This is a genomic window from Streptomyces sp. NPDC014891 (assembly GCF_043081085.1).
GTDB lineage: Bacteria > Actinomycetota > Actinomycetes > Streptomycetales > Streptomycetaceae > Streptomyces.
Genome location: NZ_JBIBWF010000003.1, coordinates 621,125 through 635,759 on the forward strand (window position 1 = coordinate 621,125; position 14,635 = coordinate 635,759).

Genomic DNA, 14,635 nt, shown 5'->3' on the forward strand with positions numbered 1-14,635 from the left:
TCGTAGCCAGCGACCGGCGGCCCCGGGGAGGGGCCGCGGACGGCGGTGGCGTCGAGGGCCCGGCGGCCCGCCCGGCGGTCGGCGGCAGGGCGGCGGGGCTCGGCGGCGCGCGTCAGCGGAGGGCGGGGATGATCTCGGCGCCGTAGGCGTCGATCGTCGTCTCCCTCGCGTCGTGCATGTTGTAGACGGCGAACTGGTCGACGCCCAGCTCCTTGAGGTCGCGCAGCTTCTCGACGTGGGTGCCGGCCGGCCCGAGGAGGCAGAAGCGGTCGACGATCTCGTCGGGGACGAAGGCGGTGTCGGGGTTCCCGGCGCGGCCGTGGTGGGAGTAGTCGTAGCCGTGCCGGTCCTTGATGTAGGCGGTGAGTTCCTCCGGGACCATGTCGGAGTGCTCGCCGTACTTGGCGACGAGGTCGGCGACGTGGTTGCCGACCATGCCGCCGAACCAGCGGCACTGCTCGCGGGCGTGGGCGAGGGCCTCGGGCGAGTCGTCGGCCGTCACGTAGGCGGGGGCGGCGACGCAGACGGTGAGCGCGTCGGGGTCGCGGCCGGCGTCCGCCGCGGCCTGGCGGACCGCCTTGACCATCCATTCGGTGAGGAAGGGGTCGGCGAGCTGGAGGATGAAGCCGTCGGCCTTCTGACCGGCCAGCGCGAGGGCCTTGGGCCCGTACGCCGCCATCCAGACCGGCAGGCGGCCCTCCTTGATCCACGGGATGCGGACGGGGTTGCCGTCCACCAGGGCCTCGCGGCCCTCGGCGAGGTCGCGGATGACGTCGATGGCCTCGCCCAGCCGGGCCAGGGTGTTCGGCCTGCGTCCCGCGACGCGCATGGCCGAGTCGCCGCGGCCGATGCCGCAGACGGTCCGGTTGCCGAACATGTCGTTGAGGGTGGCGAAGGTGGAGGCGGTCACCTCCCACGTGCGGGTCCCCGGGTTGGTGACCATCGGGCCCACGTGGAGCCTCGTGGTGTGTTCGAGGATCTGGCTGTAGATGACGAAGGGTTCCTGCCACAGGACGGCGGAGTCGAAGGTCCAGCCGTAGCGGAAGCCGTTGCGCTCCGCCCGGCGCATCAGTCCGACGACCTGCGACGCCGGCGGGTCGGTCTGCAGGACGAGTCCAAAATCCAACGTCGCTCTCCTAGTTCAGGTACTGGCAGGTGGAACGCGGTACGAAGGTGCCGTGGCCGGCATGGCCTACGTACTTGCGCTGGTCGATCACGACCTCGCCCCGCGAGAGGACGGTCTCGACCTGGCCGGTGACCGTCCTGCCCTCGTACGCCGAGTAGTCGACGTTCATGTGGTGGGTCTCCGCGGACAGTGTCTGGACGGTGTGCGGGTCGTAGATGACGACGTCGGCGTCGGCTCCGGGGGCGATCGTGCCCTTCTGCGGGTAGAGGCCGAACATTCGGGCGGGTGTCGCGCAGGCGATCTCGATCCAGCGGCGCCGCGAGATGTGGCCGTCGACGACGGCCTGGTGCAGCAGGTCCATGCGGTTCTCGACCCCGGGCAGGCCGTTGGGGATCTTCGAGAAGTCGCCGCGGCCGAGGTCCTTCTGCCCGACGAAGCAGAACGGGCAGTGGTCGGTGGAGACCACCTGGAGATCGTTCGTCCGCAGTCCGCGCCAGAGCGCCGCCTGGTGCTCCTTCGGCCGGAGCGGGGTGCTGCAGACGTACTTGGCGCCCTCGAAGCCCGGCTCCGCGAGGTTGTCGGTGGAGAGGAACAGGTACTGGGGACAGGTCTCGCCGAAGACCGGCAGGCCCTTGTCGCGGGCGGTGGCGATCTCGGCGACCGCCTCCTCGGCCGAGACGTGCACCACGTACAGCGGTGCTCCCGCGACCCGGGCGAGCTGGACGGCCCGGTGGGTGGCCTCCGCCTCCAGGAGGGCCTTGCGGACCTCCCCGTGGTAGCGGGGGTCGGTCTCGCCGCGCGCCAGGGCCTGCTCGACGAGGACGTCGATGGCGATGCCGTTCTCCGCGTGCATCATGATCAGCCCGCCGTTGTCGGCGGAGCGCTGCATGGCGCGCAGGATCTTGCCGTCGTCGCTGTAGAAGACGCCCGGGTAGGCCATGAACAGCTTGAAGGAGGTGATGCCCTCCTGGACGAGCCGGTCCATCTCCTTGAGCGTGTGCTCGTTGACGTCGGAGAGGATCATGTGGAACGCGTAGTCGATCGCGCAGTTCCCGTCGGCCTTGGCGTACCAGGTGTCGAGTCCCTCGCGCAGGCTGTGGCCGACGCTCTGGACGGCGAAGTCGACGATGGTGGTGGTGCCGCCCCAGGCGGCGGCGCGGGTGCCGGTCTCGAAGGTGTCGGAGGCGGAGGTGCCGCCGAAGGGCAGCTCCATGTGGGTGTGGGCGTCGACGCCACCGGGCAGCACGTAGCGGTCGGTGGCGTCGATCGTCCGGTCGGCGGTCCAGGCGGCCGCCGCGTCGGAGCCGTGGGCCGCGAGGGCGACCACGCGGCCGTCCTCGATCAGCACGTCGGCGTGGAGTTCGTCGGCGGCGGTGACGACGAGGCCGCCCCGGATGACGGTTCGGATGCTCACGGGACTCTCCCTGCTCGATGCGGCGGGCCGATCTCGGTACGGAGGGACGGGGTGGCTACAGCTCGCGCAGCGCCGCTTCGAGCAGGGCCGCGCCCTCCTCGGCCTCGGCGACCGTGAGCGAGAGCGGCGGGGCGATGCGCAGGGTGCTGGTGTTGTGGCCCCCGCCCTTGCCGATCAGCAGGCCGTGCTCGCGGGCGGCCTCCAGGACCGTGGCGGCCGCGTCCGGGTTCGCGCGGTCGGAGCCCGGCTCGGTGAGCTCGATGCCGATCATGAGACCGCGGCCGCGGACCTCCCGTACCGCGTCGACTCCGGCGCAGGCCGCCCTGATCCGCTCGATGAGCATCCCGCCGACCCGGCGCGCGTTGCCCTGGAGGTCGTGTTCCAGGAGGTACGAGAGGTTGGCGAGGCCGGCCGCCATCGTGACGGGCGAACCGCCGAAGGTGGAGATGGAGTTGGCGTCGATGCTGTTCATGATGTCGGCGCGGGCGACGACCCCGCCGACGGACATGCCGTTGCCGATGCCCTTGGCGAAGGTGAGGATGTCGGGCGGCCCGGCCTGGCCGTGCGCCTGCCAGCCCCAGAAGTGCTCGCCGGTGCGGCCCCAGCCGGTCTGCACCTCGTCGGAGATCCACAGGATGCCGTGCCGGTCGAGGACCCGGCGGAAGGCGGCGTACAGGCCGTCCGGCGGGGCGGTGAAGCCTCCGACGCCCTGGACGGGTTCGGCGATGAGGGCGGCGACGTCCCGGGTGTGACCGAGGAGGTCCTCGAGGTCGGCGACGCAGGCGTCGATGTACTGCTCGTCGGTGAGATCGGCGAACGGACCGCGGGTGCGGACGGCGCCGTGGACGTACAGCGTCTGCAGCGGCGAGAGACCGGTGGGCGACCAGGCGCGGTTGCCGGTGATGCCGACGGTGGAGAAGGAGCGGCCGTGATAGCTGTTCCGCATGGCGAGGATCTGGTTCGACCGGCGGTACGCGGTCGCGAGGAGCAGCGCCGTGTCGTTGGCCTCGGTGCCGGAGGTGGTGAAGAAGACGCGGGCGTCCGGAATGCCGGAGAGTCCCGCGATCCGTTCGGCGAGCTCGACCATCGGCCGGTTGAGGTAGAGCGTCGAGGAGTGGATGATCCGTCCGGCCTGCTCGGCGACGGCCTTGGTGACCTCGGGCAGGGCGTGGGCGGTCATGGTGGTGAGGATGCCGCCGAAGAAGTCGAGGTAGCGGCGTCCCTCGGCGTCCCAGACGTGGCGCCCCTCGCCGTGGGTGATCTCCAGGGGGTCCTTGTAGTAGAGGGCGACCCAGTCGGGGATGACGGCCTTGTGCCGGTCGAAGAGGCTGCTCACGGCTGCACCAGCCCGTCGTACGCGTCGGGGCGCCGGTCGCGGTAGAAGGCCCACTGCCGGCGCACCTCCTCGATCAGTCCGAAGTCGAGGTCGCGAACGAGCAGTTCCTCTTCCTTGTCGGAGGCGACGTCGCCGACGAACCGGCCGCGCGGGTCGACGAAGTAGCTGGTGCCGTAGAAGTCGTTGTCGCCGTACTCCTCGACGCCGACGCGGTTGATCGCGGCGACGAAGTACTCGTTGGCGACGGCCGCGGCGGGCTGTTCCAGCTGCCAGAGGTGGGAGGAGAGCCCGCGGTGGGTGGCCGAGGGGTTGTAGACCAGCTGGGCCCCGTTGAGGCCGAGTTGGCGCCAGCCCTCGGGGAAGTGCCGGTCGTAGCAGATGTAGACGCCGACGCGTCCCACGGCCGTGTCGAAGACCGGCCAGCCGGCGTTCCCCGGCCGGAAGTAGTACTTCTCCCAGAAGCCCTTGACCTGCGGGATGTGGTGCTTGCGGTACTTGCCGAGGTAGCTGCCGTCGGCGTCGATCACGGCGGCGGTGTTGTAGTAGAAGCCCTCGCCCTCGCTCTCGAAGACGGGCACCACGATCACCATTCCGGTCTCCCGGGCGAGATCCCGCATCCGGCTGACGGTGGGGCCGTCGGGGACGGGTTCGGCCCACCGGTAGTGCTCCGGCTCCTGGACCTGGCAGAAGTAGGGGGCGTTGAACACCTCCTGGAAGCCGATCACCTTGGCACCCTGCCGGGCGGCCTCCCGGGCGTACTCCTCGTGTTTGGCGATCATGGATTCGGTGTCGCCGGTCCAGGTCGCCTGGACGAGTGCGGCGCGTACGACGTCGGTCATGATCTGCTCCTTCGGCACGGCGTCAGAGAGCCTCTACGCACGTAGACGCGATGCGTAGGAGGAGAACGTAAGCCCCGTCACACCCCGGAGCAAGACCGCCGCCGGGAAGCGGCGGGGTCGATCATGTTTCATACCCGAGTGGTCCACGTCGGACACGTACCGACACGTACCGGCACGTCCGGGCATGACGGAGACGTACGGGTCCCGGGCAGGCGCACGGCGCGGACCGGCGGTCAGGCTCCCGCGAGTCCGGCCACGCGCAGGGCGTGCAGCAGGTCGCCCTCGCGGCTCGCCGACACCGCTCGGGCGGCTTCCACGAGTTGGGGGACGAGCCCGCGGGGATCCTCCGCCGCGAGGCGGGCCGCGTCCTCGGGGGTACGGACCCGGACGAAGGCGGTGAGCAGGGCGCGGGCCTCGCCGTGGTGGCCCTCGGCACGCAGTGCGGCGCAGGCCCCGGCGAGCTCCTCGACGGGGCGGGCCACGCCCTGGCGGAGCAGCTGCTCGCAGTCGGCGGCCCGCCCGGCGTCGGCGAGCACCCCGGCGACGGCCGCGAGCCGGGCGGGCGGCAGCGAGGCCGCCTCCCAGAGCAGGACGGACCAGTCGGCGCCGAGCCCGGCCCGCCGCAGCTCGCCGGCGAGGGCGGGCAGCCGGGACAGCGGGCCGCCGAGCGCCTCGCAGAGCAGCGCGTGGGCCTCGCCGCTGCGTCCCTGGGCGCGGAGCCGCTGGAGGGCGTAGACGGCGTTGGCGGCGGCGCGGGCCGCTTCGGCGGAGTCGGCCCCGGAGGGGACGGCACCCTCGGCGCCGGCGGCGCTCCCGGGGCCGCCGCGCCCGGCGGACGCCGCGGCCTGGGCGCCGCCGAACCGGGCCCCTCGTGGCGTCGCTCCGCCGGTGGGGAGCGCGGGAAGTGCGGGGACGGGCGTCGGGGCGGCCACCGGACCCTGGTCCTCGGCCGTGTCGTCGAGCCAGGCGTAGCGCGCACCGCGCGGACGGCGCCCGGCCCGGGCGGATCGGGCGGGCGATTCGCCGCGGGTCGGAGCCGGCTCGGCGGGCGGGCTGGGGGGTGCGGCAGGCGTGGAGGGAGGCACGGCGCCCAGGCCGGGGGCCAGGCCTGCGGCCGGGACGGCGGGAGGCGCGGCGGCCAGGCCGGGGGCCGGGGCGGAAGGCGCGGCGGCCGGGCCTGCGGCCGGGGTGGGAGACGCGAGAGCCGGGCCTGCGGCCGGGGCGGCGCCCAGGCCGGGGGCCGGGGCGGGCGGGTCGCCGTCGAGCCGGGCGAGCCGCGCCGTGAGGTCCGTGACCCGGGCCGTCGCCCTCGCGTGGTCGTCGCGCGTCCAGGCGAGGTCGTGCTCCAGGCGGGCCGTGTCGTCCGGGCCGGGCGCCGGGGTCGCGCGGAGCCGGTCGCCCAGCGCGCGGGCCCGGGACTCGGCGTACCGGCGCTCCCGTTCCATGAGCTCCCGGCGCTCGGCGAGGGCCTGGGCCCCGCCCGGGCGCCGGTCGTGGGCGCCGGTGGCCGCCGCGTAGAGCGCCCTGCCCCGGACGGCGAGCGGCCCTCCGCCGGGTTCCCCGGCGTCCTGGAGCAGGGACTCCACGATGTCCCAGGGCAGGATCTCCGTCCCGTCGAAGCAGGCCCGGAGCCCCTCCGGGTCGCGTTCGGCGAAGACTCCGTACCAGCCGCCGCCCGACGGCACGCGTCGCACGAGTTCCGTCAGCCAGTGCCGGAACGTGGCAACCTGCACCGGAAGTTGATACACCGTCATACGCTACGCACCTGCCCCGCCGTCGACTGGAACCTTACGGTCCGCGGGTATTGGACCGCAGTCGTGTTACGGGACGACTACGGTCCGTTCTCCTGCGCGTGTCCGGCGGTGCCCCTCACCCGAAGCGCACGACGATCCCGGTGTGCGGGCGCTTGCCGCGCCGGGCGATCATGGCGGGCACGTCGGTCAGCCAGTACTGCCAGGTGTACTTGCGCGAGAGCAGGCCGCGGATCCGGCGCAGCTCCTCTCCCGTCACCAGCCGGCCCTCCCCGGGGTAGCGCGTGGCGCCCTCGGCGATGTTGCCGCGCAGGTCGCAGAGGGCGACCTCGACCCGGGGGTCGTTCCGCAGCCGCTTGACCTTCCAGGAGTCCGAGCGGGTCCAGACGTACAGCTCGTCGCCCTCCACGGCGTACCAGACGGGTGTCTCGACCCCCGTGCCGTTCCTGCGGTAGGTGGTCAGGCTGACGTAGCGGCCGCGCCGCAGCTCTTCGGGCATCATGCCCGGGAGCCTATGCCGGGGCGCGCCGCACCGGCGCGCGGAGGGCGCCCGCCCGGCCCCGGCGGGCCCTCGCCCTACTGGCCCACCCGGCCGTCCACGCACTCGCGGAGCAGGTCGGCGTGGCCGCAGTGGCGGGCGTACTCGTCGATCCGGTGCACCATCAGCTCGCGGACGGCGATCCGCTCCCGTCCCACCCGCGCCCCGAGGTCCTGGTACTCCGCCAGTTCGGCGTCGAGCGCCGCCTGCTCCCGCTCCAGGTCGGCGAACGCCCCGTCGACCACGGCCTGTTCGGCCACGGCCCCGTGGAAGTCAGCGTCCTTCGCTCCGTACAGCCTCGGCAGGCGTTCGCCCTCGCCGATCCAGTTGCGCCAGTCCCGCTCCACCTCGGCGAGGTGCCGGACCAGGCCGAGGAGCGACATGGTGGACGGGGGCACGGAGCGGCGGGCGAGCTGTTCGGCGTCCAGCCCCTCGCACTTCATCCGGAGGGTGAGCCGGAAGTCGCGCAGGCCGTCCTGGAGGGTGGCGAGCTCGCCCTCCGCCCCGGGGCCTCCGTTGTTGTTGCGGGGGTCGTCGTCCGGGTCCGCCCACATGTCGGGGTACACGGTCGCGGTGGTCCATCGTGCGGGCTGGTCGCTCATGGACCGCATGATCGTCCAGGCCGGACCCGGGCGCCAGCGAATTCCCGATCGCCCGGTCCGGGCGCGGACCCCCGCCCGGACCGTCAGACGGGCGCGAGCGCGCAGCGGAGGACGAGTTCGTCCATGGAGAGCCCGAGGACCCGGGCGAGGGCCGCGACGGTGAAGAACGCCGGGGTCGGGGCCCGGCCGGTCTCGATCTTGCGGAGGGTCTCGGCGGACAGGCCGGCGGCCGCGGCGATCTCGACCATGGACCGCTCGCCGCGCGCCTCACGCAGGAACAGGCCGAGCCGCTCGCCGCGCTCGCGCTCTTCGGGGGTCAGGGGTGTGCGCACCATGAGGCCATACTAATACCGGTATAGTAATTGGCATGGTGGAGATCAAGACGAACGAGAACCTGGCCGCGATGCGTGAGGCGGGGCGGGTGGTGGCCCGCGCCCTCGCGGCCGTACGGGAGACGGCGGCGCCCGGCGTGCCGCTGACCGAGCTCGACCGGGCCGCACGGGAGGTCCTCGCCGACGCGGGCGCCGGCTCGCCGTTCCTCGGCTACCGCCCCGACTGGGCACCGGTGCCGTTCCCCGCGGTGGTGTGCGTCTCGGTCAACGACGCGATCGTCCACGGCATCCCGGACGGCACCCGGCTCGCGCCGGGCGATCTCGTCTCCGCGGACTGCGGGGCGCTGCTGGGCGGCTGGGCGGGCGACTCGGCGATCAGCTTCACCGTCGGCCCGGCGCGGCCCGAGGACACCCGGCTGATCGCGGCCGCGGAGGAGGCCCTGGAAGCCGGCATCGCGGCCGCCGTCGTCGGCAACAGGATCGGCGACGTCGCGCACGCGATCGGCCGGGTGTGCCGCGCCGCCGGGTACGGCATCCCGGACGGCTTCGGCGGCCACGGCATCGGGCGCGCCATGCACGAGGACCCGGGCGTCCCCAACGAGGGACGGCCGGGCCGGGGCATGAGGCTGCGTCACGGCATGGTGCTCGCCATCGAGCCGATGCTCATCGGAGGCGGCACGGACGACCACTACACGGCGCGCGACGGCTGGACCGTCCGCACGGTGGACGGTTCGCGCGCGTCGCACGCCGAGCACACGGTGGCGATCACCGACGAGGGCCCGCGGGTGCTGACGGCCCTCTAGACGAGACGCCCCTCTCGGGGGTTGTGCGGCGCCGAAGGGGCGGCGGACACCGCGGCCGGTGAGCACCGGGCGGCGCCACCGCAGCCGGTGAGCACCGAGGGGGCGGACACCGCAGCCGCTGGCGCCGCCCCTCCCCCGGGGCTACCTGCCCGCCGGCCGGACCACCATCGCCGACCCGCCGCCGCGGCGGACGGTCTCGGCGGCGGCCACCCACCGGCCGTCCGGGAGTCGCTGCACCCCCGTCGCCGCGCCGATCTCCGGGTTCTGCCGGAAGCCGTGGCCGATCGCTTCGAGTTCCGCCCTGACCGGGCTGTTCCACAGACCCGGTTCGAGTTCGGTGGTGGTCTGGTTGCGCTGGCTGGCCCGGGGCGCGGCGATGGCGTCGACGAGCGGCAGGCCCCGGTCCACGACCCCGGTGAGGGTCTGGAGGACCGTCGTGATGATGGTCGCGCCGCCCGGCGAGCCGAGCGCGAGGACCGGCCGGTCGTGCCGGTCGAGGACGATCGTCGGCGAGATGGAGGAGCGCGGGCGCTTGCCCGGCCCGGGCAGGTTCGGGTCGTGCACGGCCGGGTTCGCCGGGACGAAGGAGAAGTCCGTCAGCTCGTTGTTGAGCAGGAAGCCGCGGCCGGGCACGGTGATCCCGCTGCCGCCGGTGGACTCGATGGTCAGGGTGTACGCGACGACGTTGCCCCACCTGTCGGCCACCGTGAGGTGCGTCGTGTTCTCCCCCTCGTACGTGGTCGGGGCCGCCGTGCCGCCGGCCGCGCAGGGCACCGGGCTGTTCGGGTCGCCGGGTGCGAGGGGGCTCGTCAGGACCGCGTCGTCGCGGATCAGGCAGGCGCGCGAGTCGGCGAACCGCTGGGAGAGCAGCCCGCGCGTCGGCACGGACTCGAAGGCGGGGTCGCCGACCCAGCGGCCCCGGTCCGCGAAGGCGATCCGGCTCGACTCGATGAAGCGGTGCAGGTAGCGGGCCTGCGAGGCGCGCCGGAGGTCGGTGCCCTCCAGGATGTTGAGCGCCTCGCCGACGCTGGTGCCGCCGGAGGAGGAGGGGGCCATGCCGTAGACGTCGAGTCCCCGGTAGCCGATCCGCGTCGGTGTGCGGGTCTCCGTCCGGTAGGCGGCGAGGTCACGTTCGGTGAGGTCGCCGGACCGGACCTTGCGGGTGGCGCCCTCCCGGACCGGGGGTGTCCGGACGGTGTTCACGATGTCCCGGGCGAGCGGCCCCCGGTAGAGCGCGCCGACGCCCTCCCGGCCGAGCTTCTCGTAGGTGCGGGCCAGATCGGGGTTCTTGAAGACCGAGCCGACGACGGGCAGTTCCCCGCCCGGCAGGAAGAGCGCGGAACTGGCGGGGAAGTCGCGGAACCGCGCCTCGTTGCCCGCGGTCTGGGAGCGGAAGGTGGCGTCGACGGTGAAGCCCTCGCGGGCCAGCCGCTCGGCGGGTTCGAGCAGGGTCCCCAGCCGCTTGCTGCCCCAGGCGTCGAGGGCGGTCCGCCAGGTCGCGGGGGTGCCGGGCGTGCCGACGCCCCGGCCGCTGGTCATCCCCTCCTCGAAGGGGATCGGGGCGCCGTTCTCCACGAAGAGGTTCGCGTCGGCGGACCGCGGGGCGGTCTCGCGCCCGTCGACGGTGTGGACCCTGCGGCTCTTCGCGTCGTAGTACACGAGGTAGCCGCCACCGCCGATGCCGGCCGAGTAGGGCTCGGTGACCCCGAGAGCGGCGGCGACGGCGACGGCGGCGTCCACCGCGTTGCCCCCCTTGCGGAGGATCTCCACGCCGGCCGCGGAGGCGTCGGCGTCGACACTGGCCACGGCGCCGCCGTAGCCGACGGCGACGGGCTCCTTGACCGGGGGTGGCGGGGCGGCCGCCGGGGCGGGCGGCGGGGCCGCCGCTCCCATCGAGAGCACCGTCGCCGCGACGGCGAGAACGGAGACCTTCCCAGCGGTGGAGCGACGCATTCCCTACCTCCAGTCAACGACCGTCCGCGCAGCGTAACTTCCCCCGGAGCCCTCCGTCAGGACCGCCTCGAACAGAGGACCGCTTCCCCGCTAGCATGCGCGCCCATGAACGAAGACCTGCGCAACATCGTGCTCGGGGTCCTCGCCACGGGGGTCAGCGCGTCGCTGGGCTGGCTCGGGCGCACCTACCTCTGGCGGCGGGCCCTCCGCCGCAAGCAGGAGTTCTTCGGCCTGCCGGGGAGTTCCGAGTGCCTGCTGGTGGTCAACAAGGAGGCCGGCGGGAACGGCGCCGTGCACCGCTTCGACGTGTTCGCGCTCCTCGAACTCTCCACGCTCATCAAGGAGTGCGGGGCGCACGCCCGGATCCTTCCGCACGACCAGGCGCACCAGGGTTTCGGCGACCGCACGGAGTTCTGCGTCGGCGGCCCGGGGTCGAACCGGCGGACCGCCGCGCATCTGACCACGCTGCTGCCCGGTCTGACGGTGAACACGGACGCGGAACGGGGCCCCGACCAGGGGGCGTTCCGGATCGGCGGGGAGTGCTACCGCATGGAGGCGGGCGTCGAGGAGTACGTCCTCCTGGCCCGGCTCATGGCGGGCGAGGACCGGCGTCCCGTGTTCCTCTTCTGCGGTCAGCGGGCCATCACCAACCAGGCGGCGACCCGCTATCTGGCCAAGCACTTCGACGAGTTGAGGCGCCGCCATCGTCACCGCTCGTTCGTCCTGCTGCTGAAGGTGGTCAACTCCCAGGCGTACGGGCCGGACGTGGTGGAGCTGGTGGCCGATGTCACGGAGGCGGCGCGGACGGCTCCCGCAGCCGCACCGGCAGCGACTTGACGCCGTTGATGAAGTTCGAGACGAGGCGCCGGGGCTCTCCGGCGAGTTCGACGCCGCCGCAGGCCCGGCGCAGCTCCTCGTGGAGGATCCGGAGCTGAAGCCGGGCGAAGTGGGCGCCGAGGCAGACGTGCGGGCCGTCGCCGAAGGAGACGTGCGGGTTCGGGTCGCGGCCGAGGTCCAGGCGGTGCGGTGCGGCGAAGACGCGCTCGTCGTGGTTGGCGGAGGCGTGGAAGACGACGACCTTGTCGCCGCGGCGGATCGGCTGTCCGGCGAGCTCGGTGTCGGTGGCGGCCGTGCGCCGGAAGGAGAGCACGGGCGGGTGCACGCGCAGCAGTTCGTCCACGGCCGTGTCGGTGCCGACCTCGCCGTTCCAGAGCCTCCGCTGCTCGTCGGGGTGCTCGGCGAGGGCGAGGAGGCCGCCGGGGGCGGCACTGCGGACCGTGTCGTTCCCGGCGACGGTCAGCAGGAAGAAGAACATCTCCAGTTCGGCGTCGCCGAGTGCGGAGGCGGCGAGCACGCTCATGACGTCGTCGGCGGGATGCTCGCGCTTGTATGCGGCGAGCGACTGGGCGTAGGCGAACATCTCGGCGAGCATGGCGGGGGAGCGCGGGTTGACCGGGCGTCCCCCGGCGTCGAGGAGGGGCGGTTCGTCGGGGTCCTGGTATGCGATGACCCGCTCGGTCCAGGTGTGCAGCAGACCCCGGTCGCCCGGGGGCACTCCGAGCAGGTCGGTCAGGTTGAGCAGGGCGTAGTCGTCGGTGACGGCCCGGACGGCGTCCACCTCGCCGCCGGCCTCGACGGCCCCGGCGAGGAGACGCCGGGCCCGCTCCCGGGCGGTGGCCGCGAAGCGGTCGATCCGCCGCGGCGTGAAGGCCCTGCTGACGAGGCGCCGCAGCCGTCCGTGGTCGCCGGGGTCTCCCCCGCCCGAGCGCGGCCGGGGGCTCGGGGACGGGTCCTGGTTGAGCATCATCCGGCGGATGAAGGGCAGGTCGGCCGGGTCGGGGTCGCGGATCTGGGTGGCGCCGAGGCGGGAGGAGTAGGTGCGGGAGTCCTTCAGTACGCGGACGACGTCGGCGTGCCGCGTGACGGCCCAGAACCCGGGTCCGGCCGGCCAGCCCAGGACCTCGGGCTCCTCCTGCCGCGCCACGGGCGCGCGGTCGCGCAGCGCGCGGAAGCGGTCGTGCGGGATCCCGTTCGCGTAGATCCGCGGGTCGAAGACGTCGGGGACGCCGTCCGGTTCCTGCACCGCACCTCCTGCCGGGTGGGAAGACGGAGCCATCATGGCAGCGCGGCGGCGCGTCCCGCAGGACCGCCCGCACCGTTCGGGCGTCCTGTCCGGCACCTCCCGGTTCGCGGACGCCCACCGAGGGGGCGGGGCCGACAGCGCCCCACAATCGTTACCCGCACGTAACTTACCGACCGGTTACCACGGGTAAGGACTCGCGGTTACCGTCGGGTCACTTTCACTGCCCCCCATCAGCGCCCCGTACTGCCTCCCCAGCAGTACCCCAGTGAGGAGTGACCCGTGCGACGCACACCCCTGGCCCTCGCCACCACGGCAGCCCTCGTGGCCGGGGCGGCCCTCGGGCTCGCACCCGCCGCCCAGGCCGGCGAATCGGCCGGCACCATCCGCTTCGTCGACATCGTCGGGGAGGGCGGCACCGTCCTCAAGGCGAACGTCGTCACGCCCGACGCGTCCGGCACGACCACCCGTCACCCGTTGATCGTGCTGCCGACCAGCTGGGCCATGCCGCAGGTCGAATACCTCGTCCAGGCCAAGCTGCTGGCGAACTCCGGCTACATCGTCGTCAGTTACAACTCCCGCGGCTTCTGGCAGTCCGGCGGAGAGATCGAGACCGCGGGCCCCGAGGACATCGCCGACGCCTCCAAGGTGATCGACTGGGCCCTCGCGCACACCGGCGCCGACCCCGCACGCGTCGGGATGGCGGGCGTCTCGTACGGCGCCGGGATCAGCCTGCTCGCCGCCGCCCACGACCCGCGGATCAAGGCCGTCGCCGCGCTCAGCGGCTGGGCCGACCTCATCGAGTCCATCTACAGCGGCCGCACCCAGCACGTCCAGGCCGCGGCGCTGCTCGGCGGGGCCGGGTACCTCACCGGCCGTCCGGGACCCGAACTCAAGCAGATCCTGGGCGACTTCCTCTCCTCCAACCTGGACAAGGAGGAGGACATGATCGCCTGGGGCCGCAAGCGCTCCCCCGTCGAGCAGCTGGACCGGATCAACGCCAACGGCGCCGCGATCATGCTGGGCAACGCCTGGGGCGACACCATCTTCCCGCCCAACCAGTACGCGAGCTTCTTCGAGAAGCTCACCGGCCCCAAGCGGCTGGAGTTCCGCCCCGGCGACCACGCCACGGCCGAGGCCACCGGTCTGTTCGGGCTGCCCAACGACACCTGGACCAGCGCCCACCGCTGGTTCGACCACTATCTGAAGGGCGTCGACAACGGCATCGACCAGGAGCAGCCCGTCCAGCTCAAGTCCCGTTCCGCCGGCGGGTACGAGGGCTATCCCGACTGGAAGTCCGTGCACGCGGACCAGCGGAAGTTCGACCTCGGCGGCACCCAGCGGATCCGGGCGAACGTCGACTCCGGGGCCAACGGCGGCATCACCCTTCTGACCAACGCCCTCGACCAGTTCCTCCGCACCCCGCCGATGGTCTCCGTCCCCCTCCTCCCCCGCCCGTTCGCCGGCGTCTGGCAGTCGGAGCGGTACGACGCCCCGCAGCGGGTGCGCGGCACGGTGAAGGTGCACACCACCGTGACCTCCACCGAGTCGAGCGGCACCCTGGTCGCCTACCTCTACGACGTCGGCCCGCTCGGCGTCGGGAAGCTCGTCAGCAACGCCCCGTACACCTTCCACGACCGGACCCCGGGCAAGGCGTTCGGCGTCGATCTGGAGCTGTTCTCCACGGCGTACGACGTCCCCGCGGGGCATCGCCTCGCGCTGGTCGTCGACACCGTCGACCCGCTCTACATCGAGCACAACCCGACCGGCGCGCAGCTGACCTTCTCCTCCCCCTCGGCCGACCCGTCGTACGTGTCGGTACCGCTGCGGAAGGAGTGATCACCGGCTGCTGCCGGGCGGG

Annotated in this window: 13 protein-coding genes; 3 read left to right on the plus strand and 10 right to left on the minus strand. The window is 73.2% G+C overall.

The window, feature by feature from the left end:
- Positions 1 to 112: 112 nt before the first annotated feature.
- From ACF09E_RS11120 to ACF09E_RS11155, 8 genes are all read right to left on the minus strand, one after another.
- The gene (locus ACF09E_RS11120) at positions 113 to 1,126 is read right to left on the minus strand and encodes a TIGR03842 family LLM class F420-dependent oxidoreductase (RefSeq protein WP_392204883.1); all 1,014 of its coding nucleotides are present in this window, start codon (positions 1,124 to 1,126) and stop codon (positions 113 to 115) included.
- Positions 1,127 to 1,136: 10 nt separating this feature from the next.
- Positions 1,137 to 2,540 (minus strand): dihydropyrimidinase, encoded by a 1,404-nt coding sequence (hydA, locus tag ACF09E_RS11125; protein ID WP_361857774.1) that lies wholly within the window; start codon positions 2,538 to 2,540, stop codon positions 1,137 to 1,139.
- Positions 2,541 to 2,595: 55 nt separating this feature from the next.
- Entirely contained in the window at positions 2,596 to 3,876 is a 1,281-nt protein-coding gene (locus ACF09E_RS11130) for an aspartate aminotransferase family protein (protein ID WP_388796082.1), read from the minus strand.
- Positions 3,873 to 4,715, minus strand: coding sequence for a nitrilase-related carbon-nitrogen hydrolase (locus ACF09E_RS11135; RefSeq protein WP_392037682.1), 843 nt, complete (start codon positions 4,713 to 4,715; stop codon positions 3,873 to 3,875). Before ACF09E_RS11135 ends, ACF09E_RS11130 begins: the two co-directional genes overlap by 4 nt.
- A gap of 233 nt (positions 4,716 to 4,948) precedes the next feature.
- Entirely contained in the window at positions 4,949 to 6,448 is a 1,500-nt protein-coding gene (locus ACF09E_RS11140; RefSeq protein WP_392204884.1) for a UL36 very large tegument protein, read from the minus strand.
- Positions 6,449 to 6,584: 136 nt separating this feature from the next.
- A complete protein-coding gene (locus ACF09E_RS11145; RefSeq protein WP_392204885.1) occupies positions 6,585 to 6,968 on the minus strand; it encodes a PPOX class F420-dependent oxidoreductase in 384 nt (127 codons plus the stop codon).
- Positions 6,969 to 7,042: 74 nt separating this feature from the next.
- The gene (locus tag ACF09E_RS11150; RefSeq protein WP_392204886.1) at positions 7,043 to 7,606 is read right to left on the minus strand and encodes a DinB family protein; all 564 of its coding nucleotides are present in this window, start codon (positions 7,604 to 7,606) and stop codon (positions 7,043 to 7,045) included.
- A gap of 83 nt (positions 7,607 to 7,689) precedes the next feature.
- Entirely contained in the window at positions 7,690 to 7,941 is a 252-nt protein-coding gene (locus tag ACF09E_RS11155) for a helix-turn-helix transcriptional regulator (RefSeq protein ID WP_361856176.1), read from the minus strand.
- Between the two features lie 32 nt (positions 7,942 to 7,973).
- Here ACF09E_RS11155 and map point away from each other — a divergent pair, with 32 nt between their 5' ends.
- Positions 7,974 to 8,741 (plus strand): type I methionyl aminopeptidase, encoded by a 768-nt coding sequence (gene map, locus ACF09E_RS11160; protein WP_392204887.1) that lies wholly within the window; start codon positions 7,974 to 7,976, stop codon positions 8,739 to 8,741.
- Between the two features lie 141 nt (positions 8,742 to 8,882).
- On the opposite strand, the gene ggt is transcribed toward map, so the two are convergent.
- Positions 8,883 to 10,694, minus strand: coding sequence for a gamma-glutamyltransferase (gene ggt / locus ACF09E_RS11165; protein WP_392204888.1), 1,812 nt, complete (start codon positions 10,692 to 10,694; stop codon positions 8,883 to 8,885).
- A gap of 105 nt (positions 10,695 to 10,799) precedes the next feature.
- Between ggt and ACF09E_RS11170 the strand changes: the two genes are divergently transcribed.
- Positions 10,800 to 11,531, plus strand: a complete 732-nt coding sequence (locus ACF09E_RS11170) for a hypothetical protein (protein WP_392204889.1) — start codon at positions 10,800 to 10,802, stop codon at positions 11,529 to 11,531.
- On the opposite strand, the gene ACF09E_RS11175 is transcribed toward ACF09E_RS11170, so the two are convergent.
- Positions 11,482 to 12,810 (minus strand): cytochrome P450, encoded by a 1,329-nt coding sequence (locus ACF09E_RS11175; RefSeq protein ID WP_392204890.1) that lies wholly within the window; start codon positions 12,808 to 12,810, stop codon positions 11,482 to 11,484. The two genes, ACF09E_RS11170 and ACF09E_RS11175, sit on opposite strands and share 50 nt — an antisense overlap.
- Positions 12,811 to 13,056: 246 nt before the next feature.
- Between ACF09E_RS11175 and ACF09E_RS11180 the strand changes: the two genes are divergently transcribed.
- Positions 13,057 to 14,613, plus strand: coding sequence for an alpha/beta fold hydrolase (locus tag ACF09E_RS11180; RefSeq protein WP_392204891.1), 1,557 nt, complete (start codon positions 13,057 to 13,059; stop codon positions 14,611 to 14,613).
- Positions 14,614 to 14,635 lie beyond the last annotated feature (22 nt).

Coding starts and splice junctions, on each gene's coding strand:
- ACF09E_RS11150 (WP_392204886.1), bottom strand. CDS start 7,606: ATGAGCGACCAGCCCGCACGATGGACCACCGCGACCGTGTACCCCGAC.
- map (WP_392204887.1), top strand. CDS start 7,974: ATGGTGGAGATCAAGACGAACGAGAACCTGGCCGCGATGCGTGAGGCG.
- ggt (WP_392204888.1), bottom strand. CDS start 10,694: ATGCGTCGCTCCACCGCTGGGAAGGTCTCCGTTCTCGCCGTCGCGGCG.
- ACF09E_RS11155 (WP_361856176.1), bottom strand. CDS start 7,941: ATGGTGCGCACACCCCTGACCCCCGAAGAGCGCGAGCGCGGCGAGCGG.
- ACF09E_RS11175 (WP_392204890.1), bottom strand. CDS start 12,810: ATGGCTCCGTCTTCCCACCCGGCAGGAGGTGCGGTGCAGGAACCGGAC.
- ACF09E_RS11170 (WP_392204889.1), top strand. CDS start 10,800: ATGAACGAAGACCTGCGCAACATCGTGCTCGGGGTCCTCGCCACGGGG.
- ACF09E_RS11135 (WP_392037682.1), bottom strand. CDS start 4,715: ATGACCGACGTCGTACGCGCCGCACTCGTCCAGGCGACCTGGACCGGC.
- ACF09E_RS11145 (WP_392204885.1), bottom strand. CDS start 6,968: ATGATGCCCGAAGAGCTGCGGCGCGGCCGCTACGTCAGCCTGACCACC.